Below are 26,016 nucleotides of genomic sequence, written 5' to 3' on the forward strand. Positions count from 1 at the left end.
AGCCGCGTGGCGCGAGGGGAGGGAGCGGGCTGCCGGGACGGTGGTGGAGCGGGCTCCACCACCGTCCCGGCCCGGGTCACCTGCGGCGGCCCCGGCCGCCCGTCTCGTCGTCCCCGTCCTCGTACTCGCCGAACAGTTCGTCCGCGAGGGTCGGCAGGTCGTCCAGCGGGGTCTCCTCGGCCCAGTCCGAGCGGCGGCGCGGCCGTCCCTGTTCGTCGAGCTGCGGCAGTTCGCGGGTGACGTCGTTCGACGCCGCCCCGCGGGCCTCCGGCTCCTCCCGGAAGAAGTCGCTGGGCACCCGGTCCACCGGGTCGGCCCGCCGCTCGTCCCTGACCGTCGGCAGCACGGCCGTCTCGTCGGGGGCGGTGTCCCGCACCCGCGGCAGCGCGGCCGTCTCGTCCGGGGCCGCGTCCCGCACGGGGCGCAGCACCGCGGTCTCGTCCGCCGCGCGGTCGGTCACCTGGGGCAGGACGGCGGTCTCGGCCTCGGGGCGCCGGTCGCCCGGTCGGACGACCGGGGTCTCCACCGTGACCTCCTCCGGCGAGACGTCCCCGGCTCCGGAGCCCGCCGCCCGGGCCGTACCGGAGGCCGTACCGGAGGCCGCGCCGGGAGCCTTGCCCGCGCCGGGAGCCTTGCCGGAGGCCGCGGGGGCTTCCTCGCCCAGCTTCACGATGGGCGTCTGGACGGTGACCTCGGTGGCGCGCTCCGCCGCCGCGCGCTCACGGGCGGCCTTCTCCGCGGCGGCCTTCTCCGCCGCGACACGCTCGGCCTCGGCCCGCTCCCGGGCCGCCTTCTCCTTGGCGGCACGCTCGGCCGCCGCGCGTTCGGCGGCCTCCCTCGACGCGGCCTCCGCCGCCGCCTTCTCGGCGGCGGCCTTCGCGGCCTGCTCGGCGGCGAGCCGCTGCGCCGCGGCGGTGGCCTCCTCGGCGGCCTTGACCGCGGCGGCGGCGGCCGCGAGGCGGCGGGCCTCCTCCGCGCGGAGCAGGGCCTCCTCCGCCTTGCGCTGCTTCTCCTGGCGGAGCGCCTCGGCCTCGGCGCGAAGCCGGGCCTCCTCCTCGGCCTGCTTGCGGAGCCGTTCCGCCTCCTCGCGGCGGGCCTTCTCCTCGGCGGCGAGCCGGCGGGCCTCCTCCTCGGCGGCGAGCCGGGCCTCCTCGGCCTTGCGCCTCGCCTCCTCCGCCTGGCGTTCGGCCTCCAGGCGGCGCGCCTCTTCCTCCTCGCGCCGCTTGCGCTCCTCCTCCTCGGCGCGCAGCTTCGCGAGCTGCTCCTGGCGCTCGCGCTCCAGGCGCTCCTCCTCGGCCTTGCGGGCGGCCTCTTCCTCGGCCTTGCGCCGTGCCTCCTCCTCGGCCTTGCGGCGGGCCTCCTCCGCGGCCTTCACCTCGGCCTCGGAGAGGGGCAGCATCCGGTCGAGCCGGTGGCGTACGACGGTGGTGACGGCCTCGGGCTCCTGCCCTGCGTCGACGACGAGGTAGCGGCTCGGGTCGGCGGCGGCGAGGGCGAGGAAACCGGCCCGCACGCGCGCGTGGAACTCGGGCGGCTCCGACTCCAGCCGGTCCGGCGCCTCGGTGAACCGCTCCCGGGCGGTCTCCGGCGAGACGTCGAGCAGGACGGTCAGGTTCGGTACGAGGCCGCCGGTCGCCCAGCGGGAGATACGGGCGATCTCGGTCGGCGCGAGGTCCCGGCCCGCGCCCTGGTAGGCGACGGACGAGTCGGTGTACCGGTCGGAGAGGACGATGGCGCCCCGCTCCAGGGCGGGCCGGACCAGGGAGTCGACATGCTCGGCGCGGTCGGCGGCGTACAGCAGCGCCTCGGCGCGGTGGGACAGGCCGGCGGAGGAGACGTCGAGCAGGATCGTGCGGAGCCGCTTGCCGATGGGGGTGGCACCGGGCTCGCGGGTGACGACGACCTCGTGGCCCTTGGCGCGGATCCAGTCGGCGAGCGCCTGGACCTGGGTGGACTTGCCGGCGCCGTCGCCGCCCTCCAGGGCGATGAAGAAGCCGGTGGCGGCCGGCGCCTGGGCGGGGTCGGCGCCGCGCAGCGCGTCGCGCAGGTCGCGGCGGAGCGGCACGCCCGCGCGGTCGTCGGTCTTCGCGAGGACGAGCGCGGCGACGGGCAGCAGCAGTGCGCCGACGAGGGCGAGGGTGAAGGCGGCGCCGCCGTGGTCGAAGACGAACTTCCCGGAGTCGGAGACGAAGCGGTGCGGGCCGATCGCGGCGGCCAGCAGCGGCGCGGCGAGGGCGCCGAGGGCGATGCCCACGCGCGCGGTGGCCTGGAGGTGCGCGGTGGTGCGCTCCCGGCGCGGCTCCTCGGTCTCCTGGTCGATGAGGGTGTGCCCGGTGTTGGCGGCGACCCCGGCGGCGTATCCGGCGAGGACGGCCAGGAGGAGCACGGTCGCGGTGTCGGGCACGAGGCCGACGGCGATCAGGGCGACGCCGGTGACGGTGACGGCGAGGGCGAGCAGCCGGCGGCGGGAGAGCGCCGGCAGCACGGAGCGGGCGGTGCGGATGCCGACGGCGGTGGCGCCGCTCAGCGCGAGCACGAGCAGGGCGTAGGTGACGGGGCCGCCGTCGAGGTCGTAGGCGTGGAGCGCGGCGAGCGAGGCGGCGGCGCCGATGGCTCCGGCGACGGTGGCGCAGGCCAGGACGAGCAGCGGTACGGCTCCGGTGCGGCCCTTCTCGGCGGCGGGGCGGCGCAGCCCCTCCAGCGGCGAGCGGGGGCGCGGGGTCTGTCCGCCGGGCAGGGTCATCGCCGCGAGGACGCTGACGGAGGCGGCGAAGAGGCCGGCGGCGACGTAGCCGCCGAGGGCGGCCTGGTGGAGCGAGAACCAGTCGATGCCGGAGCCGAGCAGGTTGCCGACGAGGGTGGCGGCGAGCAGGACGGCGGCGGCGGCCGGGACGGTGAGGAAGGAGGTGCGCTGGGTGAGGGTGCGCAGGGCGCCGAGGTGGTCGGGGAGCGGCCGGACGGCGTCGCCCTCGACGGGCGCGGCGGGCAGCAGCGCGGGGGCGGCGCCGTCCCGGCAGACGGCCCACAGGCGCTCGGCGGCGCCGGTGAGGAAGACGGTGCCGAGCAGGAACCACAGGGCGCTGCCGGGGGTCCAGTCGATCCACAGGGGCGCGATGACGAGCAGCGCGATCCGCAGCCCGTCGGCGCCGATCATGGTCCACCGCCGGTCGAGGGCGCCGCCGGGCGCGGTCAGGGCGGTGAGCGGGCCGAGCAGCACGGCGCCGAAGAGCACGGTGGCGAGCAGCCGGGTGCCGACGACGGCGGCGACGGCGAAGGCCGCGCCCCGGTCGCCGCCGCCGAGGGCGCCCTCGGTCACCGCGGCCTGGAGGCCGAGGAGGACGAGGACGAGGAGGGCGAGGGCGTCGCCGATCCCGCCGGCGACCTGGGCGCTCCACAACCTGCGCAGTGGCTGATGGCGTACGAGGGCCCGTACGGCCCGCTCCCGGGAGTCCGCGACGAGGGCCGCGTCGAAGACGGGGGCGGCGCCGGGGGCGGGTGCGGCTTCGGAGTCGCCCAGAAGCTCTGGCTGCTCTGCTCGCGTCATCCGTCCACCCTATCCGGACCCCCTTGGTCACCGGGTCCCCAGCCGAACAAACGTAGGAAGGGCGGGAGCATCGCTCCCGCCCTTCCCTCCTGACCCGTGCGGCCGGGACTACTCCGGCTTCGCCGCCGCCGTCTTCTTCGCGGCGGTGGTGGTCTTCTTGGCGGCCGTCGTGGTCTTCTTCGCCGCCGTCTTCTTGGCCGCGGTGGTCTTCTTCGCGGCCGTCTTCTTGGCCGCGGTCTTCTTCGCCGGGGCCTTCTTGGCGGTCTTCTTGGCCGGTCCCTTGGCGCGCTTCTCGGCGAGGAGCTCGTAGCCGCGCTCGGGCGTGATCGTCTCGACGCTGTCGCCGGTGCGCAGGGTCGCGTTGGTCTCGCCGTCGGTGACGTACGGGCCGAAGCGGCCGTCCTTGACGACGACGGGCTTCTCGCTGACGGGGTCGGTGCCGAGCTCCTTCAGCGGGGGCTTGGCGGCGGCCCGGCCACGCTGCTTGGGCTGGGCGTAGATCGCCAGCGCCTCCTCCAGCGTGATGGTGAAGAGCTGGTCCTCGCTGGTCAGCGACCGCGAGTCGGTGCCCTTCTTCAGGTACGGGCCGTACCGGCCGTTCTGCGCGGTGATCTCGACGCCCTCGTCGTCGGCGCCGACGACGCGCGGCAGCGACATCAGCTTGAGCGCGTCCTCCAGGGTGACGGTGTCCAGGGACATCGTCTTGAAGAGGGAGGCGGTGCGCGGCTTGACCGCGTTCTTGCCGGTCTTCGGGGTGCCGTCGGGCAGGACCTCGGTGACGTACGGGCCGTAGCGACCGTCGCGCGCGATGATCGGGTTGCCGCTGACGGGGTCGGTGCCGAGCTCGAAGTCGCCGCTGGGCTTGGCGAGCAGTTCCTCCGCGTGGGCGACGGTCAGCTCGTCGGGGGCGAGGTCCTCGGGGACGTCGGCCCGCTGGTGGCCCTCCTCGTCCTTCTCGCCGCGCTCGACGTAGGGGCCGTAGCGGCCGACACGGAGCACGATGCCGTCGCCGACGGGGAAGGAGGAGATCTCCCGGGCGTCGATGGCGCCGAGGTCGGTGACGAGTTCCTTGAGGCCGCCGAGGTGGTCGCCGTCGCCGTTGCCGGCGTCGGCGGCGCCGCCCATCGGGGCCTCGCCCTCGCCGAAGTAGAAACGCTTCAGCCACGGCACGGACTGGGCCTCGCCGCGGGCGATGCGGTCGAGGTCGTCCTCCATCCGGGCGGTGAAGTCGTAGTCGACGAGCCGGCCGAAGTGCTTCTCCAGCAGGTTGACCACGGCGAAGGAGAGGAAGGACGGCACGAGGGCCGTGCCCTTCTTGAAGACGTAGCCGCGATCGAGGATGGTGCCGATGATCGAGGCGTACGTCGACGGGCGGCCGATCTCGCGCTCTTCCAGCTCCTTGACCAGGGTGGCCTCGGTGTAGCGGGCGGGCGGCTTGGTGGCGTGGCCGTCGGCGGTGATCTCCTCGGCGGCGAGCGCGTCGCCCTCGGCGACCTGCGGCAGGCGCCGCTCGCGGTCGTCGAGCTCCGCGTTCGGGTCGTCGGCGCCCTCGACGTACGCCTTCATGAAGCCGTGGAAGGTGATGGTCTTGCCGGAGGCCGAGAACTCGGCGTCGCGGCCGTCGGCGGAGGTGCCGCCGATCTTCACGGTGACCGAGTTTCCGGTGGCGTCCTTCATCTGGGAGGCGACGGTCCGCTTCCAGATGAGCTCGTACAGCTTGAACTGGTCGCCGGTCAGACCGGTCTCGGCCGGGGTGCGGAAACGATCACCCGAAGGCCGGATCGCCTCGTGCGCCTCCTGCGCGTTCTTGACCTTGCCGGCGTAGACGCGGGGCTTCTCCGGCAGGTAGTCGGCGCCGTACAGCTGCGTCACCTGGGCGCGGGCCGCGGCGACGGCGGTGTCGGAGAGCACGGTGGAGTCCGTACGCATGTAGGTGATGAAGCCGTTCTCGTACAGCTTCTGCGCCACCTGCATGGTCGCCTTGGCACCGAAGCCGAGCTTGCGGCTGGCCTCCTGCTGGAGGGTGGTGGTGCGGAAGGGCGCGTACGGGGAGCGGCGGTACGGCTTCGACTCGACCGAGCGGACCGCGAAGCGGGTGTCGGCGAGGGCGGCGGCGAGCGCGCGGGCGTTCGCCTCGTCGAGGTGGAGCACCGTCTCGCTCTTCAGCCGGCCGTCGGCGCCGAAGTCACGGCCCTGGGCGACGCGCTTGCCGTCGACCGCCGCGAGGCGCGCGACCAGCGTGGACGGGTCGGAGGCGTCACCGGCGCGGCCGGTGGAGAAGGTGCCGGTGAGGTCCCAGTACTCGGCGGAGCGGAAGGCGATGCGCTCGCGCTCGCGCTCGACGACGAGCCGGGTGGCGACGGACTGCACGCGGCCCGCCGACAGCTTCGGCATGACCTTCTTCCACAGGACCGGCGAGACCTCGTAGCCGTAGAGGCGGTCGAGGATGCGGCGGGTCTCCTGGGCGTCGACCATCCGCTGGTTGAGCTCGCGCGGGTTGGCGACGGCCTCGCGGATCGCGTCCTTGGTGATCTCGTGGAAGACCATCCGGTGGACGGGGACCTTGGGCTTGAGGACTTCCTGGAGGTGCCACGCGATGGCCTCGCCCTCGCGGTCCTCATCGGTGGCGAGGAAGAGCTCGTCGGACTCGGCCAGCAGCTCCTTGAGCTTCTTGACCTGCGCCCTCTTGTCCGCGTTGACGACGTAGATGGGCTGGAAGTCGTGCTCGACGTCCACGCCGAGGCGACGCACCTCGCCGGTGTACTTCTCCGGCACCTCGGCGGCGCCGCTGGGGAGGTCACGGATGTGCCCGACGCTCGCCTCGACGACGTAGCCGGGGCCGAGGTAGCCCTTGATCGTCTTCGCCTTGGCAGGCGACTCGACGATGACGAGTCGGCGGCCGCCGTGTGCGGTCTCGCTGGTCGGGGACAACTTGGCTCTTCTCTCCGGTCGACGCGGTCTGCGCTGGCACGCACGTCAGCGGCACCCTCGGTGACGCTGGCGTCGCTGCGGAGTGTGACGGTACAACCCGCCCCCGTGTCAAACAGGGAAAGCCCGCAACGGCCACTCGAACGGTAACCCGACTCCTGCCCTTCCTGCCGCCCGGACTGCCGGACCGGCGGGGCGACCGGGTGTGGAGCGCGTCTCAGCGGGTGGCGCGGGCGCGGCTCAGAGGCGGCCGAAGCACCAGATGCCGAGGGCCAGGGAGAGCGCCCCGGCGAGGCCCGCGACGAAGGCCGCGGCCCGGGGGGCGACGCCGAGCGCGACGGGCTCGCCCTGCCGGACGCGGACCGTGGTCCACAGCAGCAGAGCGCCCCCGAACAGCGCGAACGCCGCTCCCGCGAAGATCGCCGGCCCGCTCTCCATGCCCGTACCCGCTTCCCGTCCCGGCGCCGTACCCGCGGGTCGATGTCTCCCCCGGGGTGTCCTGGAAGGGAGGCTGACAGCTTCCGGCGTCAGGGACGCGAATTCCGGGTGAACGACGCGGGCCGGGTCGGCCGGTTTCACGAAGATGGCCGGTAGTGCCCCACTACTCCGCGGTGCGCTCCTCCGCCGGAAGAAGGGATTCCGGAGTGAGGAAGCCCTCCTCGACCAGGAGGCGGATGGCCTGCGGTGTGCGGTCCCGCAGCAGCACGGGGTCCTCGCCCATGAGCTGGGCGATCGCGTCGAGGATCCGGCCGGCGCTGAGGGTGCCGTCGCAGACGCCCGCGAAGCCGGCGCCGACGTGGTCGACCCGGGTGGCGCGGCGCATGCCCCGGTTCTGCCGCAGCACGACGTGCTCGGGGTCCTCCGCGCCGGGCAGCCCGACCTGTTCCTGCACCACCTCGGGGGCGAGGGTGAAGCTGTCGGCGAGGAGGGCGGCGTCGTCGCGGGTGCGGAGGTACTCCTGGCGCTCGAAGTGGGCGCGGACCGCCGGGCCGAGCGGCTGCTCCACCGGGTGCGGCCACTCCTCGATGACGATCGACGGCTCGGCCTTCCCGGCCGCCACCTCCGGGTCGCGGCGCAGGGTGATCCAGCCGAAGCCGATCGAGCGGGTCCCGCTCGCGTCGAAGGCGTCCATCCAGCGGTCGTACGCCGCCCGGTACGCCTCCGGGTCGCCGCGGTGGTCGCCGCTGTCGCGCAGCCACAGCTCGGTGTACTGCGTGACGTCCTGCACCTCGCGCTGGACGATCCAGGCGTCGCAGCCGCGCGGCACCCAGGAGCGGAGCCGGTCCTGCCACTCCTCGCCCTCGACGTGCTGCCAGTTGGCGAGGAACTGGGCGTACCCGCCGTCGTTCAGCCGCTCGCCGGCCTGCTGGACGAGGGTGCGGCACAGGTCGTCGCCGCTCATCCCGCCGTCCCGGTAGGTGAGTCCGGCGCCGGGCGAGATCACGAACGGCGGGTTGGAGACGATCAGGTCGTACGTGTCGCCGTCGACCGGCTCGTACAGCGAGCCTTCCAGGAGCTCGGCCTCACGGGCCCCGGAGAGGGCGAGCGTCAGCCGGGTGAAGTCCAGGGCCCGCGGGTTGAGGTCGGTGGCGGTGACCAGGGTGCTGTGCCGGGCGGCGTGCAGGGCCTGGATGCCGGAGCCGGTGCCGAGGTCGAGCGCGGCGGCGACCGGGGTGCGGACGGTGAGTCCGGCGAGCGTGGTGGAGGCTCCGCCGACGCCGAGGACGACCCCCTCCTCCTTGCTGCCGATGCCGCCGGCGCCGCCGACGGCGCAGCCCAGGTCGGAGACGATGAACCAGTCCTCGCCGTCCGGGCCGCCGTACGGCCGGACGTCGACGGTCGCGCGTACGGCGCCGGCCTCCTCGGCCACCCAGCCGCTCGCCAGGGCCTCCGCCAGCGGGAGCGCGGCGGCGGCCCGGCCGGGCTCGACGGCCTGCTGGAGCAGGAAGAGCCGGACGAGGGTCTCCAGCGGGGAGCCGCCGCGGGTGGCGCGCAGGGCGGGCACGGTCTCGCTGCGGGCGAGCGCCGCGTAGGCGGGGGCGCCGAGCAGGTCGAGCAGACCGTCGGCGGTGAAGTCCGCGGCGAGCAGGGCCTCGCGCAGTCGGTCGGCGTGCGCGGGCACCGGAAGGCTGGTGGTCAGGCTGGGCGTACTCACGGGCTCCATTGTGACGGCCCCCGCCGACAACCGAGGCACCGACAGCCCGACGCGGGGGCACCGAGGGGTGGGACCGGCGCGGGGCCACCGACGGGCGGGCACCGGCGACCGGCACCGGCGGACCGGCGGCCGGCACCGGCGGCCGGGACCGACGGACCGGCGACACGCCACCGGTGGCTGGGCGCCGGCAGGCCGACAACTGGCGCCCGGGACCCGACGGTCGGCGCCGACGGCCCCGGCCCGGACAGCACGGTGGCCGGCCACCGGATCGCCCGGCGGCCGGCCGTTCGCCTCGCCGTGCCGACCTGTGCCGTGCCTCGCCGTGCCTCGCCGTGCCGACCTGTGCCGCGCCGCCGACCTGCGTCGCGCCCCGCCCCGCCTCGTACCCTCCGCTCCGGCTACTCGGCGGAGGCGGAGGGCTTCGCCTTCGGCGTGGCGGAGGTGGTGGGTGTGGCCGTGGCGCCCGCCTTCGGGGAGGCGGAGCCGGTCGGCGTCTTCGGAACCGACGGGGTCGGCTTCTGGCAGCCCGGCTGCTTGGCCATGGCCTGGCCCAGCTCGCCGTTCTCCAGGGTGGCCAGCGCGTTCTGGTCCATCTTCTCGATCTTGGTGAGGCCGTCGGCGACGTCCTTCAGCCCCTCGGCGAACTTCTGCTGGTTCGACGGGTCGAGCGCGTCGACCTGCTTCTTCAGCGCGTCGTAGGCGACGGCGGTCGCGTTGAGCTCCGCGATGACGTCCTTCTGGGTCTGCTCACCGTTCTCGACCGGCGGGACGCCCGCGGTCTCCACGGCCTTGGCCAGCGCCCGGTCGGCGTCCGCGATGTCCTTGAACGCCTTGGAGTCGGCCGCCTGGATCTCCGCCGGACGGCTGTCGGCCGCGGTCGAGATGATGATCTGGTGGGCGTCGGCCCGCTTCTGGATCTGCGGCTTCGCCTGGTCGCAGAACGACTTGGCCCAGTCGTTGACCTTGTCGCCGTCGTCGCTGCAGCCGGACAGCACGAGTACCAGTACCGCACCGCCGGACAGCGCTGCCGCAAGCTTCTTGTTCACCGGATCGGTCCCTTCCAAGACTCTCGGCCCCGGAACATACACGCCGCGCGGACGACTTCCACCTTTCGTACGATGGATTCCTCCCGTGTTGAATCCGTTTGAACCAAGCGGCGCCGGGCCTCCGGGCACCCCCGGTGGCGCGGAAATGAGACGGACGCCACGTCAGGCGACGGTCACCGGACGCCGCTTGGAGACCAGCACGGCGACTCCCACCACGAGCAGCGCGAGGACCGCGATCCCGGCCCGCGCCCAGGGGTTCGCGTCCTCCCCGTACCCGAGGCGGACCACCGCGGGGGCGATCAGCAGCGCCACCAGGTTCATCACCTTCAGGAGCGGGTTGATCGACGGCCCCGCGGTGTCCTTGAACGGGTCGCCCACGGTGTCGCCGATCACCGTCGCCTCGTGCGCCGGGCTGCCCTTGCCGCCGTGGTTGCCGTCCTCGACCAGCTTCTTCGCGTTGTCCCAGGCGCCGCCGGAGTTGGCGAGGAAGACCGCCATCAGCGCGCCGGTGCCGATCGCCCCGGCGAGGTACGCGCCGAGCGGGCCGACTCCGAGCGCGAAGCCGACGGCGACCGGGGCGAGGACGGCGAGCAGCCCGGGCGTGGCGAGTTCGCGCAGCGCGTCCTTGGTGCAGATGTCGACGACCCGCCCGTACTCGGGCGTCTCACTGCCGTCCATGATCCCGGGATGCTCGCGGAACTGCCTCCGCACCTCGAACACCACCGAACCGGCCGACCGGGAGACCGCGCTGACGGCCAGTCCGGAGAAGAGGAAGACGACGGCGGCGCCGAGGATCAGCCCGACGAGGTTGTTGGGCTGGGAGATGTCCATGGAGAGTGTCAGCTCGCCGACCCGGGCGCCGACCTCGGCGACCGAGCCGGCGATGGCGTCCCGGTACGAGCCGAAGAGCGCGGCGGCGGCGAGCACGGCGGTCGCGATCGCGATGCCCTTGGTGATCGCCTTCGTGGTGTTGCCGACGGCGTCCAGCTCGGTGAGGACCTGCGCGCCGGCACCCCGCACGTCCCCGGACATCTCGGCGATGCCCTGCGCGTTGTCGGCGACCGGGCCGAAGGTGTCCATGGCGACGATCACGCCGACGGTGGTGAGCAGCCCGGTCCCGGCGAGTGCGACCGCGAAGAGCGCCAGCATCACGGAGGTGCCGCCGAGCAGGAAGGCGCCGTAGACGGAGAGGGCGATGAGCAGCGCCGCGTAGACGGCGGACTCCAGGCCGATGGCGACCCCGGCGAGGACGACGGTGGCGGGGCCGGTGAGCGCCGAGCGGCCGATGTCCTGGACGGGCCTGCGGCCGGTCTCGGTGAAGTAGCCGGTGAGCCGCTGGATGAGCGCGGCGAGCACGACGCCGATGGCGACGGCGACGAGGGCGAGGACCCGGGGGTCGCCGTCGTGCCCGCTCAGCCCCGGTTCGGTGACGCCGGCCAGCTCGGCGTAGGACGACGGCAGGTAGACGAAGGCGGCGACGGCGACAAGGGCGAGGGAGACGACCGCGGAGACGAAGAAGCCGCGGTCGACGGCGCGCATCCCGCCCCGGTCGGAGCGGCGGGGCGCGACGGCGAGGATGCCGACGACGGCGGTGAGCACGCCGATCGCGGGCACGATCAGGGGGAAGACCAGGCCGTGGTCGCCGAAGGCGGCCTTGCCGAGGATGAGGGCGGCGACCAGGGTGACGGCGTACGACTCGAAGAGGTCGGCGGCCATGCCCGCGCAGTCGCCGACGTTGTCGCCCACGTTGTCGGCGATGGTGGCGGCGTTGCGCGGGTCGTCCTCGGGGATGCCCTGCTCGACCTTGCCGACCAGGTCGGCGCCGACGTCGGCGGCCTTGGTGAAGATGCCGCCGCCGACCCTCATGAACATGGCGATGAGGGCGGCGCCGAGGCCGAAGCCCTCCAGGACCTTGGGCGCGTCGGCGGCGTAGACGAGGACGACGCAGGCGGCGCCGAGCAGCCCGAGCCCGACCGTGCACATGCCCACCACGCCGCCGGTGCGGAAGGCGATCCGCATGGCCCGGTGAGCGGCCTCTGCGGGGTCGCGGCCGGGTTCGCCGGGGGCGGGGGCGGCTTCCCGGGCGGCTGCGGCGACCCGGACGTTGGCGCGGACGGCGAGCCGCATCCCGATGTACCCGGTGAGCGCCGAGAACAACGCCCCGACCAGGAAGAACAGCGAACGGCCGGCCCGCTGCGACCAGGAGTCGGCGGGGAGCGCCATGAGGAGGAGGAAGACGACGACGGCGAAGAGGCCGATGGTGCGCAGCTGGCGGGCGAGGTAGGCGTTGGCGCCCTCCTGCACGGCGGCGGCGATCCGCCGCATCGCGGGGGTGCCCTGGTCGGCCCTGAGCACCTGGCGGCCGAAGAGCCGGGCGGTGACCAGTGCGGCGAGGGCGACTCCGGCGACGACGTAGACGATCGTCCGGTTCCCGCTGGTGAGCACCGCTGCGGCGAGGACGGCGGGGGCCTGGGCCATTTCCGGTTCCGGGTGCATGGGCACGGATCATAGGCAGCCGAAGCGGGACAAACCGCCTCACGGAGGCGGCACCCCGCCGGAATCCATCGATTGCCCCGGCCGCGCAGGCACGCGAAGAGGCCCCGCCGCGGGGGCGGGGCCTCTGCTCGTGCGCCTCCACCACAGAGGCGTGACGGGGCCAGGGCTGAACGCACGTACCCCGCCTCGGCCCCGGGGCGGGGTCAGGACAGGATGTCCGCGTCCGCCGGGGTGGTGGGCCAGCTCATCCGGATGGTGCCGCCGTCCTCGCCGGCGGTCACCTCGACGTCGTCGACGAGCCCGCGGATCACCGCGAGACCCATCTCGTCCTCCCCGTCGGCGTCCGCCTCGTCGGCGGCCTCCCCCGGGTCACCGGCACGCGCGCCGGGCACACCGCCGGCGGCCGCACCGGCACCGGGCACCTCGTCGCCGACCTCGATGGAGAACGTCTTCTCCGCCTCGATCAGCACGACCCGGATGGGCGTGGTGACGCCGTTGCTGCGGTGCAGCCCGACCGCACGGGAACACGCCTCGCCGACGGCGAGGCGCACCTCGTCGAGGACCGCCTCGTCCACCCCGGCCCGGCGGGCGACCGCGGCCGCCACCAGGCGGGCCGTACGGACGTGCTCGGGCTGGGCACTGAAGCGGAGTTCAACGGTGGCCATGAGGTCCCCCGGTCAGTCGACCGCGTTGACGGCCTCGTCGACCGACGTGTGGATCGGGAAGACCTTGGTGAGGCCCGTGATCCGGAAGATCTTGAGAATGCGCTCCTGGTTGCAGACCAGACGCAGCGAGCCCTCGTGGGCACGCACGCGCTTCAGGCCACCCACGAGCACGCCGAGGCCGGTGGAGTCGAGGAAGTCCACTCCCTCCATGTCGACGACCAGGTGGTAACTGCCGTCGTTCACCAACTCGACCAACTGCTCGCGCAGCTTGGGCGCGGTATACACATCAATCTCGCCACCGACCTCGACGACCGTACGGTCGCCGCCAGCTCCGGGCACAGTGCGAGTCGACAGGGACAGGTCCACGGATCCTCCAGCACCTTGCTATCGGGCGTTCGCCCCCTCGGATCTCCCGGACGGAGTCGGAGAACGAATCGCCAGCCGCCATGGCATTCAATCACTTACCAGCAGCCATGCACGACGCCTTGGAAGCATTGTCCGTCACGCCGGTGACACACTCGGTGCCGATGGCCAAGAATCAGCGCACCGCTCGACCCGCCGGAGACACGGGCAGCCGCCCCTCCCCGCACCGGGTCCTCGAACGGCTCACCTCCGGCGAGAGCCGGGCCGCGCGCATCACTCATATGGAGCACATGCCCGCCCGGACGGGCCGCCATGCCGTCTGGCCGGACCGCATCCGCGCCGAGGTGATCGCCGCGATCCAGGACGCCGGGATCGAGCACCCCTGGGCCCACCAGGCCGAGGCCGCCGAGCACGCCCTCGACGGCGAGTCCGTGGTGATCGCCACGGGAACCGCCTCGGGCAAGTCGCTCGCCTACCTCGCACCCGTCCTCTCCACCCTCCTCGACGGCGCGGAGGCGGCGAACGGGCGCGGCGCGACCGCCCTCTACCTCTCCCCCACCAAGGCCCTCGCCGCCGACCAGCGCCGCGCCGTCCGGGAGCTCGCCGCCCCGCTCGGCAACCGCGTCCGGCCCGCCGTCTACGACGGCGACACCCCGGTCGAGGAACGCGAGTGGGTCCGCCAGTACGCGAACTACGTGCTCACCAACCCCGACATGCTGCACCGGGGCATCCTCCCCTCCCACCCCAGGTGGTCCTCCTTCCTGCGCTCCCTGCGCTATGTCGTCATCGACGAGTGCCACACCTACCGGGGCGTCTTCGGCTCGCACGTCGCCCAGGTCCTGCGCCGGCTGCGCCGGGTCTGCGCCCGTTACGGCTCCGAGCCGGTCTTCCTCCTTGCCTCCGCCACCTCCGCCGACCCGGCCCGCGCCGCCGGACGCCTCACCGGCCTGCCCGTCACCGAGGTCTCCGACGACGCCTCCCCGCGCGGGGAACTGGTCTTCGCCCTGTGGGAGCCGCCGCTCACCGAACTCCAGGGCGAGCGCGGCGCCCCGGTCCGCCGCACCGCCACCGCCGAGACCGCCGACCTGCTCACCGACCTCACCCGGCAGGGCGTCCGCTCGGTCGCCTTCGTCCGCTCCCGGCGCGGCGCCGAGCTGATCTCGGTGATCGCCCAGGAGCGGCTCGCCGAGACCGACCGGGTGCTAGCCCGGCGTGTCGCCGCCTACCGGGGCGGCTACCTGCCCGAGGAGCGGCGCGCCCTGGAGCGGGCCCTGCACTCCGGGGAACTCCTCGGCCTCGCCGCCACCACCGCCCTGGAGCTGGGTGTGGACGTCTCCGGCCTCGACGCCGTCCTCATCGCCGGCTACCCCGGCACCCGGGCCTCGCTGTGGCAGCAGGCCGGCCGGGCGGGCCGCTCCGGCGAGGGCGCCCTCGCCGTCATGATCGCCCGCGACGACCCGCTGGACACCTTCCTCGTCCACCACCCCGAGGCGATCTTCGACCAGCCGGTCGAGTCGACCGTCCTGGACCCCGACAACCCCTACGTCCTCGCCCCCCATCTCTGCGCCGCCGCCTCCGAGCTCCCGCTCACCGAGACCGACCTGGCCCTGTTCGGCCCCGCCGCGCCCGGCCTCATGCCCCAGCTGGAGGCCGCCGGGCTGCTCCGCCGCCGCGCCGGAGGCTGGTACTGGACCCGCCGCGAGCGGGCCGCCGACCTCGCCGACATCCGGGGCGGCGGCGGCAGCCCGGTCCGGATCGTCGAGGAGGGCACCGGCCGGCTCCTCGGCACGGTCGACGAGGCCGCCTCCCACACCGCCGTCCACGAGGGCGCCGTCCACCTCCACCAGGGCCGCACCTACCTGGTCCGGAAGCTGGACCTGGAGGACTCGGTCGCCCTCGTCGAGGAGGCCGTCCCGCCGTACTCGACCGTCGCCCGCGACACCACCTCCATCCGCGTCCTGGAGACCGACACCGAGATCCCCTGGGGTTCGGGCCGCCTCTGCTACGGCTCCGTCGAGGTCACCAACCAGGTCGTCTCCTTCCTGCGCCGCCGGCTGATCACCGGCGAGGTGCTGGGCGAGACCAAGCTCGACCTGCCGCCCCGCACCCTGCGCACCCGGGCTGTGTGGTGGACGGTCACCGAGGACCAGCTCGACGCCGCCCGGATCACCCCGGAGATCCTCGGCGGCGCCCTGCACGCCGCCGAGCACGCCTCCATCGGCATGCTGCCGCTCTTCGCCACCTGCGACCGCTGGGACATCGGCGGCGTCTCCGTCCCGCTCCACCCGGACACCCTGCTGCCGACCGTCTTCGTGTACGACGGGCACCCGGGCGGCGCCGGGTTCGCCGAACGCGCCTTCCACACCGCCCGGTCCTGGCTCGCCGCCACCCGCGAGGCGATCGCCTCCTGCGAGTGCGAGGCGGGCTGCCCCTCCTGCATCCAGTCCCCCAAGTGCGGCAACGGCAACGACCCCCTCCATAAACGAGGCGCCGTCCGCCTCCTCACCGAACTCCTCCGCGAAGCTCCGGCGGAGGAGGCAGGGACGAGAGAGGCAGGAGAAGCGGGCGAGCCGGGAGCCGCAGCGGAGATCGCGGCCGGAGAAGCGGGAACCGGAGCGGAGGTCGCGGCGGGAGAAGCGGGAACCGGAGCAGAGGTCGCGGCGAGGGAGCCGGGGCGCAGGTCGTGACGGGAGAGGCGGGAGCCGGGGCGCAGGTCGCGGCAGGCGAGGCGGCGGCGCCTACGGAGCCCTGGGCTCCGACGGGAGAGGCGGTGGCTGGGCAGGGCCCGCCCGCGCCCTGACCGTCGGAGCCCAGGGCCCTCGGACCACCCGCGCCGTCACCTCCGCCTCCTCCCCGGCCACGGCGCACCGCACCAGCTCGGCGCCCTGTGCGGCGGCGACCCGGGCGGCCGCCGCGCACGCCTGCGGCCCGCCCCACAGGGCCCGGTCCGCCGCGGCCAGGGCCGCGAGATCGGCCGCGCCGCCCGCCCGGTGCCGTACGGCCACCGCCTGCCCGAGCGCCAGCACCGCCCCGAAGACCACACAGAGCGCGCAGGCCGCGAAGGCCGTCCACACGGTCGCCGCACCCCGGTCGCCGGCAACGCGCCTCACACCGCACCACCTCCTCCGGCCCCGGTCCCGACACCGACACCGACCGCGTCCTCGGCGAGCGCCGCGGCCCCGGCGCGCAGGGTCACGCCCAGGCCGCCCGGTCCCGGCGCGGCCGCCTCCACCGTCACCCGCCACAGCTCCCCGTCCCGCACCACCGCCACCCGGGCTCCGTCGGGCGCGGCGGACCGGGCGGCGGCGGTCACCGCCTCCGCGGGCTCCGACCGGGCCGCCGCCCGTGCCCCGGCCCTGGCCGCGTCCACGCACCGGATCTGCGCGGCGGACGCCGCCAGCGCCCACAGCAGGGCCATCGCGAAGAGCGCCAGCACCGGCAGCACGATCGCCGCCTCCACCGTCACCGAGCCCCGGTCGCCCTCAGAACGGCGCATCGAGGGCCTTCATGACCATCGACTCCAGAGCGCCGGCGACGCTCGTGCCCGTGACGACCTTGGAGAACATCACGGCCACACCCGCCGCCGTGAGCAGGCCGAGCGCGTACTCGACGGTGCTCATACCGGTATCGGTCCGCAGCGCCGCCCGCCGGGTCTCCCAGAAGCCCCCCAGCGCCTTCCGCGCCCACGTGTACGTCTTTCCCATCTCGATCTTCCTTCCGTCCTCGTCGCGCTTGTTCGTCGTCATGTCCGTACTCAGGGGCCGATCTCAGGGGCCGAGCAGGCCCGATGCCAGGCCGATCACCACCGGGGCCACCCCGACCACGAGGAACGCGGGCAGGAAGCACAGCCCCACGGGAGCGCTGATCAGCACCTGGGCCCTGCGGGCCCGTGCGGTGGCGGTGCGGGCGCTCGCCGCCCGCAGTCCGGCCGCGTGCCGGGCGACGGCGTCCGCGGCGGGGGCACCGGAGGCACCGGCCCGCTCCATGCAGCGGGCGAGCCCCTCGGCGCCCGGTATCGCGCCGAACCTCCCCCACACCTCGGCCGGTTCACCGCCCAGCCGCAGTTCGGCGGAGGTCCGCAGCAGCCGCTCGCCGAGCGGCCCGCCCATCGACCGCCCCACGGCCTCCGCCGCCTCCCCCGGCCCGGCCCCGGCCGAGGCGCAGGCCGCCAGCAGATCGGCCGCCTGGGGAAGCTGCCGTACCGCCTCCAGGTCGACCGCCGGCACCCGGGAGGCTCCGGCCCGACGCGTCCACCACCGGGCGCCGAGGGCCCCGCCAGCACCCGCCACGAGCGCCGCGGGCCATCCGAGGAACATCCAGGCGCCCAGGACGCCCCCGGCGACCGCGGCCCGCACCGGCGTCGGCACCTGCCGCAGCCCGGCCGCCAGACGGGCCGGGGCCCCACGTGCGGCGGGCCGCTTCCCGGGAAGCGCCGCCAGGTCGGCGAGGCGCCGTCGGGTGCCCCGCTCCCGCCCTGCCCGCCCCAGCCGCAGCCAGGCGCGGCCGAGGAGCCAGCAGAACAGGAGCAGCAGCGGTGCGGCTCGCGTCAGTTCACTCCGCATCGGCGCAGCCTCCCCGCACGATCCGCGCGGCCCACCACAGCCCGACCGCCTCCAGCCCACAGCCGACGAGGAGGCAGATCCATCCGGCGGGAGTGTGGAGCAGAACCCGCAGCGGATCGGCGCCCATGGTCGCGCCCAAGCCGATCCCGGCCACAGGGAGTGCCGCGAGCACGGCGACCGTGGCCCAGGCCCCGGCCAGTTCGGCCCGCAGGCCCTCACGCCGCTCGTGCCGCTCGCGGAGGGCGGCCTCCAGCCGGTCGAGCCCGGCCGCGAGCCCCGCGCCGCTGTCGACGGCCACCTGCCAGCAGGCAGCCAGCCCGGCGAGGCCCTCGGCCCCTTCCCTGCGGGCCGCGGCCCGCAGGGCCTCCGGCACGTCGCCGCCGAAGCCGACCGCGGCCAGCACCCGCGCCTCCTCCGGGCCGAGGGCGCCGGTGCGGCGAGCCGCGTGGGCGAGGGCGGGTCCGGGCTGCCGCCCGGCCCTCAGTTCGCCGCCGACGGCCTCGCACAGGGCCACCACGCTCCCGGCCAGCGCCTCGCGCTCCTTGCGCCGGGAGGCCGCCCGCAGCCTGCGCCGCACCAGCGGGACCGCCAGGGCTCCGGCGGCCAGCGGCAGCGGCGACTCCCCCGCGAGCGCGATCAGCGCGCCGGCGGGCAGGCACAGCAACTCGGGCCGCGCCCGGACGGCCGCCCACCAGCGCTCCGCGGCCGCCCGGCCGGGGGCACCGCCCCCGAACGCCGTGCCGGGGCCCCACAGGACCGCCGCCCGCCGGACCGCCCGACGGCGGCCGGCCGCCGCCTGCCGGCAGGCGAGGAGGGCGCAGGCCCAGACGCCGATCACGGAGAACCCGACGGCCGTCACAAGGCACCTCCGACGAGCGCGCGCAGCCGGGGCCAGCCCCGCTCCCGCTCGAAGCCAGCCGGGTCCCAGCGGAGCGCGGGCACCGTCCGCACCAGGCCGGCCCGGTCCCGCTCCAGCACATGGACCTCGGCGATCCGGCGCCGCCCGTCGCGGTTCCGCACCAGATGCAGCACGGCGGACAGTCCGGCGTCCAGCTGGCTGTGCAGGGCGGCCCGGTCGAGCCCGGCGGCCGTGCCGAGCGCTTCGAGCCGGGCGGGCACGTCGGCGGCGGTGTTGGCGTGCAGAGTCCCCGAGCCGCCCTCGTGGCCCGTGTTGAGGGCCGCCAGGAGGTCGACGGCCTCGCCGCCCCGGACCTCGCCGACCACCAGCCGGTCGGGCCGCATCCGCAGGGCCTGCCGGACCAGATCCCTGAGGGTGACCAGTCCGGCGCCCTCCTGGTTCGGCGGCCGGGCTTCCAGACGCACCACATGGGGGTGGTCCGGGCGCAGCTCGGCCGAGTCCTCGGCCAGGACGATCCGCTCCCGCTCGCCCACCAGACCGAGCAGGGCCGCCAGGAGCGTCGTCTTGCCGGTGCCGGTGCCGCCGCTGACCAGATACGACACCCTGGCGTCGATCAACGCGCGCAGGACCCGGTCGCCGCCGGGCGGCACGGTGCCGGCGACGGTCAGCTCGTCCAGGGTGAAGGCCCGCGGGCGCACCACCCGCAGCGAGAGGCAGGTGGAGCCGACGGCGACCGGCGGGAGGACCGCGTGCATGCGGGTGCCGTCGGGCAGCCGCGCGTCCACCCACGGCCTGGCGTCGTCGAGACGGCGGCCGGCCACGGCGGCGAGCCGCTGGGCGAGCCTGCGGACGGCGGCGGCGTCGGGGAAGGCGACGGGCGCCCGCTCCAGGCCGGCGCCCCGGTCGACCCAGACCCGGTCCGGCGCCGAGACGAGCACATCGGTCACGTCGGGGTCGGCCAGCAGGGCCTCCAGCGGTCCCGCGCCGGTCAGTTCGCAGCGGAGCTCCTCGGCGGCGCCCAGCACCTCGGCGTGCCCGAGCAGCCGGCCCTGGGCGCGCAGCGCGGCGGCCACCCGGGCCGGGGTCGGTTCGGCGCCGCTCGCCGCGAGCCGCTGGCGCACGGCGTCGAGCAGTCCGGCGCCGCCCGCCCGCGCGGCCGGGTGGCCACCGCGCGCAGTGGTCACGGTGCCGGTGTCCCCCGCGCCCGTCCCCGTCATGCCGCACCTCCGGTGGGCAGCGCGCGCTCCCAGAACGCGGCGCAGAAGCGGCCGAGCGGTCCCCGGGGCTCGGCGCCCGGCGGGGCGCCCGCGTCCTGGTCGGTCACGATGCCGGGGTCGTAGGGGAGTTCGCCGGCGAGCGGCAGCCGCAGCGCGTCGGCGACCCAGCGGTCGTCGAGGCCCGCCGCGTACGGGCCCCGGACCACGGCCCGCAGGTCGCGCACGAGCAGGGAGAGGGTGTCGGTGATCTGGTGGGCGGCGGCGACCGCCCGCAGCTCGCCGGGGACGACGAGGAGGCCGAGGTCGAGCTGGGCCAGGGCCTCGGCCCCGGCCTCGTCGACGGCGCGCGGCAGGTCCACCACGACGACCCCGCCCCGCCGGCGGGCCGCCGCGAGCACCGACCGGACCGCTTCGGGCGGTACGGCGGCGGTGGGCTCCCGGCCCCAGCTGAGCACCCGCACTCCGCGGGCGGCGGGCAGCGACTCCGCCAGGGCGCCGCCGGCCAGGCGTCCCTTCGAGGCGGCGAAGTCGCCCCAGCGCCTGCCCTTCTCCCGCTCGGCGCCGAGGAGCACGTCGAGCCCTCCGCCGAGCGGGTCGCCGTCGACGAGCAGGGTCGGCCTGCCGGTGCGGGCGGCGGCGAGCGCGAGCCCGCAGGCGAGGGTGGAGGCACCGGCCCCGCCCCGCCCGCCGACGACGCCGACGGTCAGCGCGGTCCTGCCGACGTCCTCGGCGGCGTCGGCGATCCGGTCGACGAGCAGGGACTCGGCCCCGGGGAGCCGCAGGACGCTGTCGGCGCCGAGCTCGACGGCGAGCCGCCACACCGCCGGGTCGTCCTGGGCGCGGCCGACGAGGACGACCCCGGGCCTGCGGGTGGCGCCCCGACAGTGGGCCGCCACGTCCTCACCGACCAGCACGAGCGGGGGATCGGTCCAGCTCGCCCGTCGCTCGGGCACCCGGTGGTGGACCTCGGGCTCGACGCCGGCCGCGGCGCACAGCCGCAGCAGGTCGTCGAGGAGGACGACGTCCTCGGTGACGATCAGCGGGCCGGCCCCGCGCATGCCTTCCCCGTCCCGCGCTCCGTGCGGACTCCGCCTCGTGTCCTCGTGCTCCGCTCCGCCCGTGCGGGAAGCCGTCGGCTCCTGCATCGCGCCCACCCCTCTCGTGATTCCTGCCGGCCGCGAACTTCGCGACGGGAATCACGGTGAGGCCGCCGGGGAAATCGTGCGGAGCCCACCGAAAAACTGTGGACAATCCACCGCCTGTGAATATCTCGACCACCCGTCCGAGGACTGCCCGGAACGCAGCCCGCCGGTTACGCTGAGTGACGAATCGAGAGATCGCCGTGCCGGGGGCGGCCGGACGTACGGCGGCACGAGAGAGAGGGAGCGAGCGATGGCTCAGCGGGTGAAAACGGGTCCGGACATGCGACGACCCCCGCCGGGGGGGAGAGCGGGGGTCGTCTCTCCGGCCGACTCGGGGGGGGGAGGAGCCGGACCGGGTTAGCACGGTCGCGAACGATCCGTGACTTCCATGGTGTACCCGAGAGCCTTCTCAGGCAAACCCACGCGCCACAGCGTACGCCGAATGGCGGGCACCTATGCTCAGCGTTGTGGAAAACCACTCCTTGCCGCGCGCAGCTGCCTTCTTCGACCTGGACAAGACGGTCATTGCGAAGTCATCGACTCTGACCTTCAGCAAGTCCTTCTACCGAGGCGGACTGATCAGCCGCCGCGCCGCCCTGCGGACGGCCTACATCCAGTTCGTGTTCCTGGTCGGCGGGGCCGACCACGACCAGATGGAGCGGATGCGCGAATACCTTTCCGCGCTCTGCAAAGGCTGGAACGTGGCCCAGGTCAGGGAACTCGTCGCCGAGACCCTGCACGACCTGATCGACCCGATCATCTACGACGAGGCCGCCTCGCTCATCGAGGAGCACCACGCCGCCGGCCGCGACGTCGTGATCGTGTCCACCTCCGGTGCCGAGGTGGTCGAGCCGATCGGGGAGATGCTCGGGGCTGACCGGGTCGTCGCCACCCGAATGGTGGTCGGCGACGACGGGTGCTTCACCGGGGAGGTGGAGTACTACGCCTACGGCCCGACGAAGGCCGAGGCGGTCCGCGAGCTGGCCGAGTCGGAGGGGTACGACCTCTCCCGCTGCTACGCCTACAGCGACTCGGCGACCGACCTGCCGATGCTGGAGGCCGTCGGACACCCGTACGCGGTCAACCCGGACCGGACGCTGCGCCGCGAGGCGGTGGCCCGGGAGTGGCCGGTGCTGGTGTTCAACCGGCCGGTGCCGCTGAAGCAGCGGCTGCCGGAGTTCCGGATGCCACCTCGTCCGGCGCTGATGGCAGCGGCGGCGGTGGGCGCGGCGGCGGCCACGGCGGGGCTGGTCTGGTACGCCACCCGCCGGCGGCACCGGGCCGCCACGGCCCTCGCGGGGCGCTGACCGCTCCCCCGCCTCCGTACGGCCCGGAAAGAGGGCAAAGAAGCGGAGCCACCACTTTCGCTTATCGACGGACAGGAGTAGAAAGGAATCAGGCCCGCGAGACCTGGGACATCCGAGAGGATCACCTGTTGAGCATCAAGGCCCCACGGACCTGACGCACGAAAACCTGGCACCCACGCGACGTCGACCCGTCGATTACGGGCCAGCCGCACCAGGCGAAGGGCAAAGCAACCCCGCCTGATGGGCACATATCGAGGACGCTTGGTAACTGGGTGGACGTGCCAGCGGCGGTACTGATTCTCGGTACCGCCGCAACCCATGTCCGGGGTCCTCAGGCCGCGCCGCGCTGAAGCGCCTCGCAGACCGCGGTCGATTCCCGGACACCGAGTTCCACCGCGCGACCGCAGTGCGCGATCCACGCGCCGACGCCCTGCGGGGTGCCGGTCAGATACCCCTCGAAGGCGGCCACATAGGCGGCCCGGCCCTGTTCGGCGTGGCCGACCTCGGCGGGACAGACACCCTTCGGGTCGAGGCCGCTGCCCTCCAGGACGATCCGCTCCGCGGTCCGGGCGACCAGGCCGTTGTGGGAGGTGAAGGGGCGCAGGGCGAGCAGCTCGCCGTGGACCACCGCGGAGACGACGAGTGCGGGGGCCTCGCTGCCGGCCACGACGAGTTCGGCGAGTCCGTCCAGCCGGGCGGCGACCTCGTCGGGGCCCGGCAGGGGAGCCTCGATCAGCGGCTCGGTGACGGTCTCGCCGGCCCGGCGGGGGCGGCCCGTCGAGTCCTCGTGCTCGCCTGCGGCGACCAGGTGCAGCCGGGCCAGCACCCGGAGCGGCGACTGGCGCCAGATGGAGAGCAGTTCGCCCGCCTCGGCGCTCAGCCGGAGGGCGGCGCCGACGGTGCGGGCCTCGGGGTCGGCGCTGAAGTCGGTCCGGCGGCGGACCTCTTCCAGGGCCCAGTCGGCCCCGGCCAGCGCGGCCGAGCCGCGGGCGCCACGGAGCGCGGCCTCGTGGGCGATCTCGTTGCTGCGGCGGCGCATCACACGGTGGCCGTAGACCCGGTCGACGGCCTTGCGTACGGAGTCCACCGCATCGGCGACGCCCGGCAGGGTACCGAGGGCGGCCAAGGGGTCAGAGGCGTTCGTACTCATAGGTAAGGAGGCTACGCGCCCCAGGAGGCAGCCCCACGAAGGAGTGGTCTTCTTCATAGACCTTGACCACCGAGCGCGTTCATACCACTACGCTAGGTGAACATGAAGATCGCTTTCGTCGGGAAGGGCGGCAGCGGCAAGACGACGCTGTCCTCGCTCTTCGTCCGCCACCTCGCCGCCACCGAGTCCCCCGTCGTCGCCGTCGACGCGGACATCAACCAGCACCTGGGGGCCGCGCTCGGCCTCTCCGAGCAGGAGGCGGCCGCGCTGCCCGCGATGGGGGCGCATCTGCCGCTCATCAAGGAGTACCTGCGCGGCAGCAACCCGCGGATCGTCTCCGCCGAGACGATGATCAAGACGACGCCGCCCGGGGAGGGCTCGAAGTTGCTGCGGGTCCGCGAGGAGAACCCGGTGTACGAGGCCTGCGCCCGGCCGGTCCGGCTGGACCCCGGCGAGGTGCGGCTCATGGCGACGGGGCCGTTCACCGAGGCCGACCTCGGGGTGGCCTGCTACCACTCGAAGGTCGGTGCGGTGGAGCTGTGCCTGAACCATCTGGTGGACGGGGCCGGCGAGTACGTGGTCGTCGACATGACGGCGGGCTCGGACTCGTTCGCGTCCGGCATGTTCACCCGCTTCGACATGACCTTCCTGGTCGCCGAGCCGACGCGCAAGGGGGTGTCGGTGTACCGCCAGTACAAGGAGTACGCGCGGGACTTCGGCGTCGCGCTGAAGGTCGTCGGGAACAAGGTGCAGGGCCCGGACGACCTGGACTTCCTGCGCCAGGAGGTCGGCGAGGACCTGCTCGTCACGGTCGGCCACTCGGACTGGGTGCGCGCCATGGAGAAGGGCCGGCCGCCGCGCTTCGACCAGCTGGAGCCGGAGAACCAGCGCGCGCTGGGCACCCTGCGGGAGGCGGCGGACGACTCGTACGCCCGGCGCGACTGGCGCCGCTACACGAGCCAGATGGTCCACTTCCACCTCCGCAACGCGGAAAGCTGGGGCAACGCCAAAACGGGGGCGGATCTCGCGGCGCAGGTCGACCCCGACTTCACCCTCGGCGAACCGGCCGCCGCCGCCCGCTGACCACCCCCGCACCCACACACACCGCCGGGCGGAGTCCGGCGGTGTGTGTGTCAGGCGGGGACCGGGGCCGGGGCCGGCCTGACAGTGCAGGACCGTCCCGGCCTCACCCTCGTCGGGACCTCACGCCTTCGGGGCCGGCTTCGCCGCGGGGGCGGCCGCGGTCGCCGGGGGCTGGTGGGCGAGGAAGGCGGACCAGCCGCCGGGCGGGGCCTCGCCCACCTTCAGGGTGCGCATCTTGGCGATGACGGACGGGTCCTGGGCGTCGAGCCAGTCCGCGAGCTGACGGAAGGAGACGCACTCGACGTCCTTCTGCACGCAGACCGTGGCGATGGTCTCCTCGATGGCGCGCATGTAGGTGCCGCCGTTCCAGGACTCGAAGTGGTTGCCGATGACGACCGGTGCCCGGTTCCCCTGGTAGGAGCGCTGGAACGCCTGGACGAGGCCGTCGCGCATCTGGTCGCCCCAGTAGCGGTGCATGCCCGGGTCGCCCTGGGTCGTTCCCGGCGACTGGTTGACCATGAAGTTGTAGTCCATGGACAGGGTCTGGAAGGCGCGGCCCGGAACCGGCACGAGGTGCATGGACAGGTCCCAGATGCCGCCGTCCTTCTCCGGCCAGATCTGGTCGTTGACACCGCTGGTGTCATAGCGGAAGCCCAGCTCGGCGGCGGCCTTCACGAAGTTCTCGCGCCCCTCCAGGCAGGGTGTGCGGGCGCCGACGAGCTCCTTGTCGTAGTCGAAGGGGAGCGGTTGCTCGGCGCGCAGCCCCGAGTGGGTCTTCCAGTTCTTGACGAAGGACTTGGCCTGCCGGATCTCGCTCTTCCACTCCTCCACGGACCAGGTGCCCACGCCGCCCTCGGCGCCGCAGAAGTGCCCGTTGAAGTGGGTGCCGATCTCGTTGCCCTCCAGCCACGCGCCGCGGAGTTCGCGGACGGTGGCGCGGATGCCCTCGGTGTCGTTGAAGCCGATGTCGGAGCGGCCCGCGGAGTGCTGCGGCGGGTCGTACAGGGCCCGCTTCTCCTCCGGCAGGAGGTACACGCCGCTGAGGAAGTACGTCATGGTGGCGTCGTACTTCTTGCCGACGTTCCGGAAGTGGGAGAAGAGCTTCTGGCTGTCCTCTCCCGCTCCGTCCCAGGAGAAGACCACGAACTGCGGCGGCGCCTCGCCCGGCTTCAGCTTCTTCCACGCCGGCTGGTGCGGCTGGGCGCCGGTGTAGGCGGTGGAGCCGTCACCGATCAGCCGGACCGGGTTCTCCGGCGCGGCGGCGGGGCCCTTCTTCACCTGGCCCGCCCCGGGGGCGCCCTTGGCCGGCGGGCCGGCCGGCTCCGAGCAGCCGGCGAGACCGCCGATCAGGGCGACGGCCAGGGCGCCGGCGGCCAGCGCCTTCCTGCGGAACGTACTTCCTCGCGCGGCGGCTGACATCCGCCCACCTCTCTCCTCCGTCGACGGCCTACGAGCGCCGTCAACGTCGCACCGCACCCGCCGGAGTGATGAAACGACAA

At 74.4% G+C, this 26,016-nt stretch carries 20 protein-coding genes; 3 read left to right on the top strand and 17 right to left on the bottom strand.

The annotated features are described in order from the left end of the window. Window positions 1-76: 76 nt before the first annotated feature. From tmk to ACFYT9_RS31380, 8 genes are all read right to left on the bottom strand, one after another. Complete coding sequence (tmk, locus tag ACFYT9_RS31345; RefSeq protein WP_389169126.1) at window positions 77-3,544, bottom strand: dTMP kinase; 3,468 nt, start codon at window positions 3,542-3,544, stop codon at window positions 77-79. A 108-nt stretch (window positions 3,545-3,652) separates the two neighbouring features. Beyond that, window positions 3,653-6,475, bottom strand: coding sequence for a type I DNA topoisomerase (gene topA / locus ACFYT9_RS31350; RefSeq protein WP_389169128.1), 2,823 nt, complete (start codon window positions 6,473-6,475; stop codon window positions 3,653-3,655). Between the two features lie 237 nt (window positions 6,476-6,712). Then, window positions 6,713-6,910 (bottom strand): hypothetical protein, encoded by a 198-nt coding sequence (locus ACFYT9_RS31355; RefSeq protein ID WP_376604274.1) that lies wholly within the window; start codon window positions 6,908-6,910, stop codon window positions 6,713-6,715. 163 nt (window positions 6,911-7,073) lie between these two features. Next, complete coding sequence (locus ACFYT9_RS31360; RefSeq protein WP_376604276.1) at window positions 7,074-8,636, bottom strand: methyltransferase; 1,563 nt, start codon at window positions 8,634-8,636, stop codon at window positions 7,074-7,076. A gap of 389 nt (window positions 8,637-9,025) precedes the next feature. Further along, the gene (locus tag ACFYT9_RS31365; RefSeq protein WP_389169131.1) at window positions 9,026-9,673 is read right to left on the bottom strand and encodes a small secreted protein; all 648 of its coding nucleotides are present in this window, start codon (window positions 9,671-9,673) and stop codon (window positions 9,026-9,028) included. A gap of 162 nt (window positions 9,674-9,835) precedes the next feature. Further along, window positions 9,836-12,169, bottom strand: coding sequence for a sodium-translocating pyrophosphatase (locus tag ACFYT9_RS31370; RefSeq protein WP_389169133.1), 2,334 nt, complete (start codon window positions 12,167-12,169; stop codon window positions 9,836-9,838). A 203-nt stretch (window positions 12,170-12,372) separates the two neighbouring features. Next, the gene (locus ACFYT9_RS31375) at window positions 12,373-12,834 is read right to left on the bottom strand and encodes an ATP-binding protein (protein ID WP_389169135.1); all 462 of its coding nucleotides are present in this window, start codon (window positions 12,832-12,834) and stop codon (window positions 12,373-12,375) included. Window positions 12,835-12,846: 12 nt separating this feature from the next. Further along, complete coding sequence (locus tag ACFYT9_RS31380) at window positions 12,847-13,200, bottom strand: STAS domain-containing protein (RefSeq protein WP_030749286.1); 354 nt, start codon at window positions 13,198-13,200, stop codon at window positions 12,847-12,849. 80 nt (window positions 13,201-13,280) lie between these two features. Between ACFYT9_RS31380 and ACFYT9_RS31385 the strand changes: the two genes are divergently transcribed. Continuing rightward, window positions 13,281-15,884 (top strand): DEAD/DEAH box helicase, encoded by a 2,604-nt coding sequence (locus ACFYT9_RS31385; protein WP_389169137.1) that lies wholly within the window; start codon window positions 13,281-13,283, stop codon window positions 15,882-15,884. Window positions 15,885-15,935: 51 nt separating this feature from the next. Here ACFYT9_RS31385 and ACFYT9_RS31390 read toward each other — a convergent pair whose 3' ends face one another. From ACFYT9_RS31390 to ssd, 7 genes are read right to left on the bottom strand one after another with little or no spacing between them, the layout of a single operon-like run. Next, window positions 15,936-16,307: an Rv3654c family TadE-like protein gene (locus ACFYT9_RS31390; protein ID WP_389169138.1), complete on the bottom strand. Its 372-nt coding sequence runs from the start codon at window positions 16,305-16,307 to the stop codon at window positions 15,936-15,938. Next, window positions 16,304-16,693: a TadE family type IV pilus minor pilin gene (locus tag ACFYT9_RS31395; protein WP_389169140.1), complete on the bottom strand. Its 390-nt coding sequence runs from the start codon at window positions 16,691-16,693 to the stop codon at window positions 16,304-16,306. The genes ACFYT9_RS31390 and ACFYT9_RS31395 overlap by 4 nt, the downstream gene beginning before the upstream one ends. Continuing rightward, window positions 16,680-16,943, bottom strand: coding sequence for a DUF4244 domain-containing protein (locus tag ACFYT9_RS31400; RefSeq protein WP_389169142.1), 264 nt, complete (start codon window positions 16,941-16,943; stop codon window positions 16,680-16,682). The genes ACFYT9_RS31395 and ACFYT9_RS31400 overlap by 14 nt, the downstream gene beginning before the upstream one ends. Window positions 16,944-16,964: 21 nt before the next feature. Further along, on the bottom strand, window positions 16,965-17,759 hold the full coding sequence (locus tag ACFYT9_RS31405) for a type II secretion system F family protein (protein ID WP_389169143.1): 795 nt from the start codon (window positions 17,757-17,759) through the stop codon (window positions 16,965-16,967). After that, window positions 17,749-18,618 (bottom strand): type II secretion system F family protein, encoded by an 870-nt coding sequence (locus ACFYT9_RS31410; protein ID WP_389169144.1) that lies wholly within the window; start codon window positions 18,616-18,618, stop codon window positions 17,749-17,751. Before ACFYT9_RS31410 ends, ACFYT9_RS31405 begins: the two co-directional genes overlap by 11 nt. Beyond that, window positions 18,615-19,835, bottom strand: coding sequence for a TadA family conjugal transfer-associated ATPase (locus ACFYT9_RS31415; protein WP_389169146.1), 1,221 nt, complete (start codon window positions 19,833-19,835; stop codon window positions 18,615-18,617). Before ACFYT9_RS31415 ends, ACFYT9_RS31410 begins: the two co-directional genes overlap by 4 nt. Beyond that, entirely contained in the window at window positions 19,832-20,893 is a 1,062-nt protein-coding gene (gene ssd, locus ACFYT9_RS31420) for a septum site-determining protein Ssd (RefSeq protein WP_389169147.1), read from the bottom strand. Before ssd ends, ACFYT9_RS31415 begins: the two co-directional genes overlap by 4 nt. 539 nt (window positions 20,894-21,432) lie before the next feature. Here ssd and ACFYT9_RS31425 point away from each other — a divergent pair. Further along, window positions 21,433-22,284, top strand: a complete 852-nt coding sequence (locus ACFYT9_RS31425) for an HAD family hydrolase (RefSeq protein WP_387278288.1) — start codon at window positions 21,433-21,435, stop codon at window positions 22,282-22,284. A gap of 331 nt (window positions 22,285-22,615) precedes the next feature. Here the strand turns inward: ACFYT9_RS31425 and ACFYT9_RS31430 are convergent, their stop codons facing one another. Further along, the gene (locus ACFYT9_RS31430; RefSeq protein WP_389169149.1) at window positions 22,616-23,434 is read right to left on the bottom strand and encodes an oxidoreductase; all 819 of its coding nucleotides are present in this window, start codon (window positions 23,432-23,434) and stop codon (window positions 22,616-22,618) included. 102 nt (window positions 23,435-23,536) lie between these two features. On the opposite strand from ACFYT9_RS31430, the gene ACFYT9_RS31435 reads away from it, so the two are divergent. Further along, a complete protein-coding gene (locus ACFYT9_RS31435) occupies window positions 23,537-24,517 on the top strand; it encodes an ATP-binding protein (RefSeq protein WP_387278285.1) in 981 nt (326 codons plus the stop codon). 120 nt (window positions 24,518-24,637) lie between these two features. On the opposite strand, the gene ACFYT9_RS31440 is transcribed toward ACFYT9_RS31435, so the two are convergent. Further along, window positions 24,638-25,936: a hypothetical protein gene (locus ACFYT9_RS31440; RefSeq protein WP_389169151.1), complete on the bottom strand. Its 1,299-nt coding sequence runs from the start codon at window positions 25,934-25,936 to the stop codon at window positions 24,638-24,640. Window positions 25,937-26,016: the final 80 nt, after the last annotated feature.

The organism is Streptomyces sp. NPDC004435, assembly GCF_042873895.1.
GTDB lineage: Bacteria > Actinomycetota > Actinomycetes > Streptomycetales > Streptomycetaceae > Streptomyces.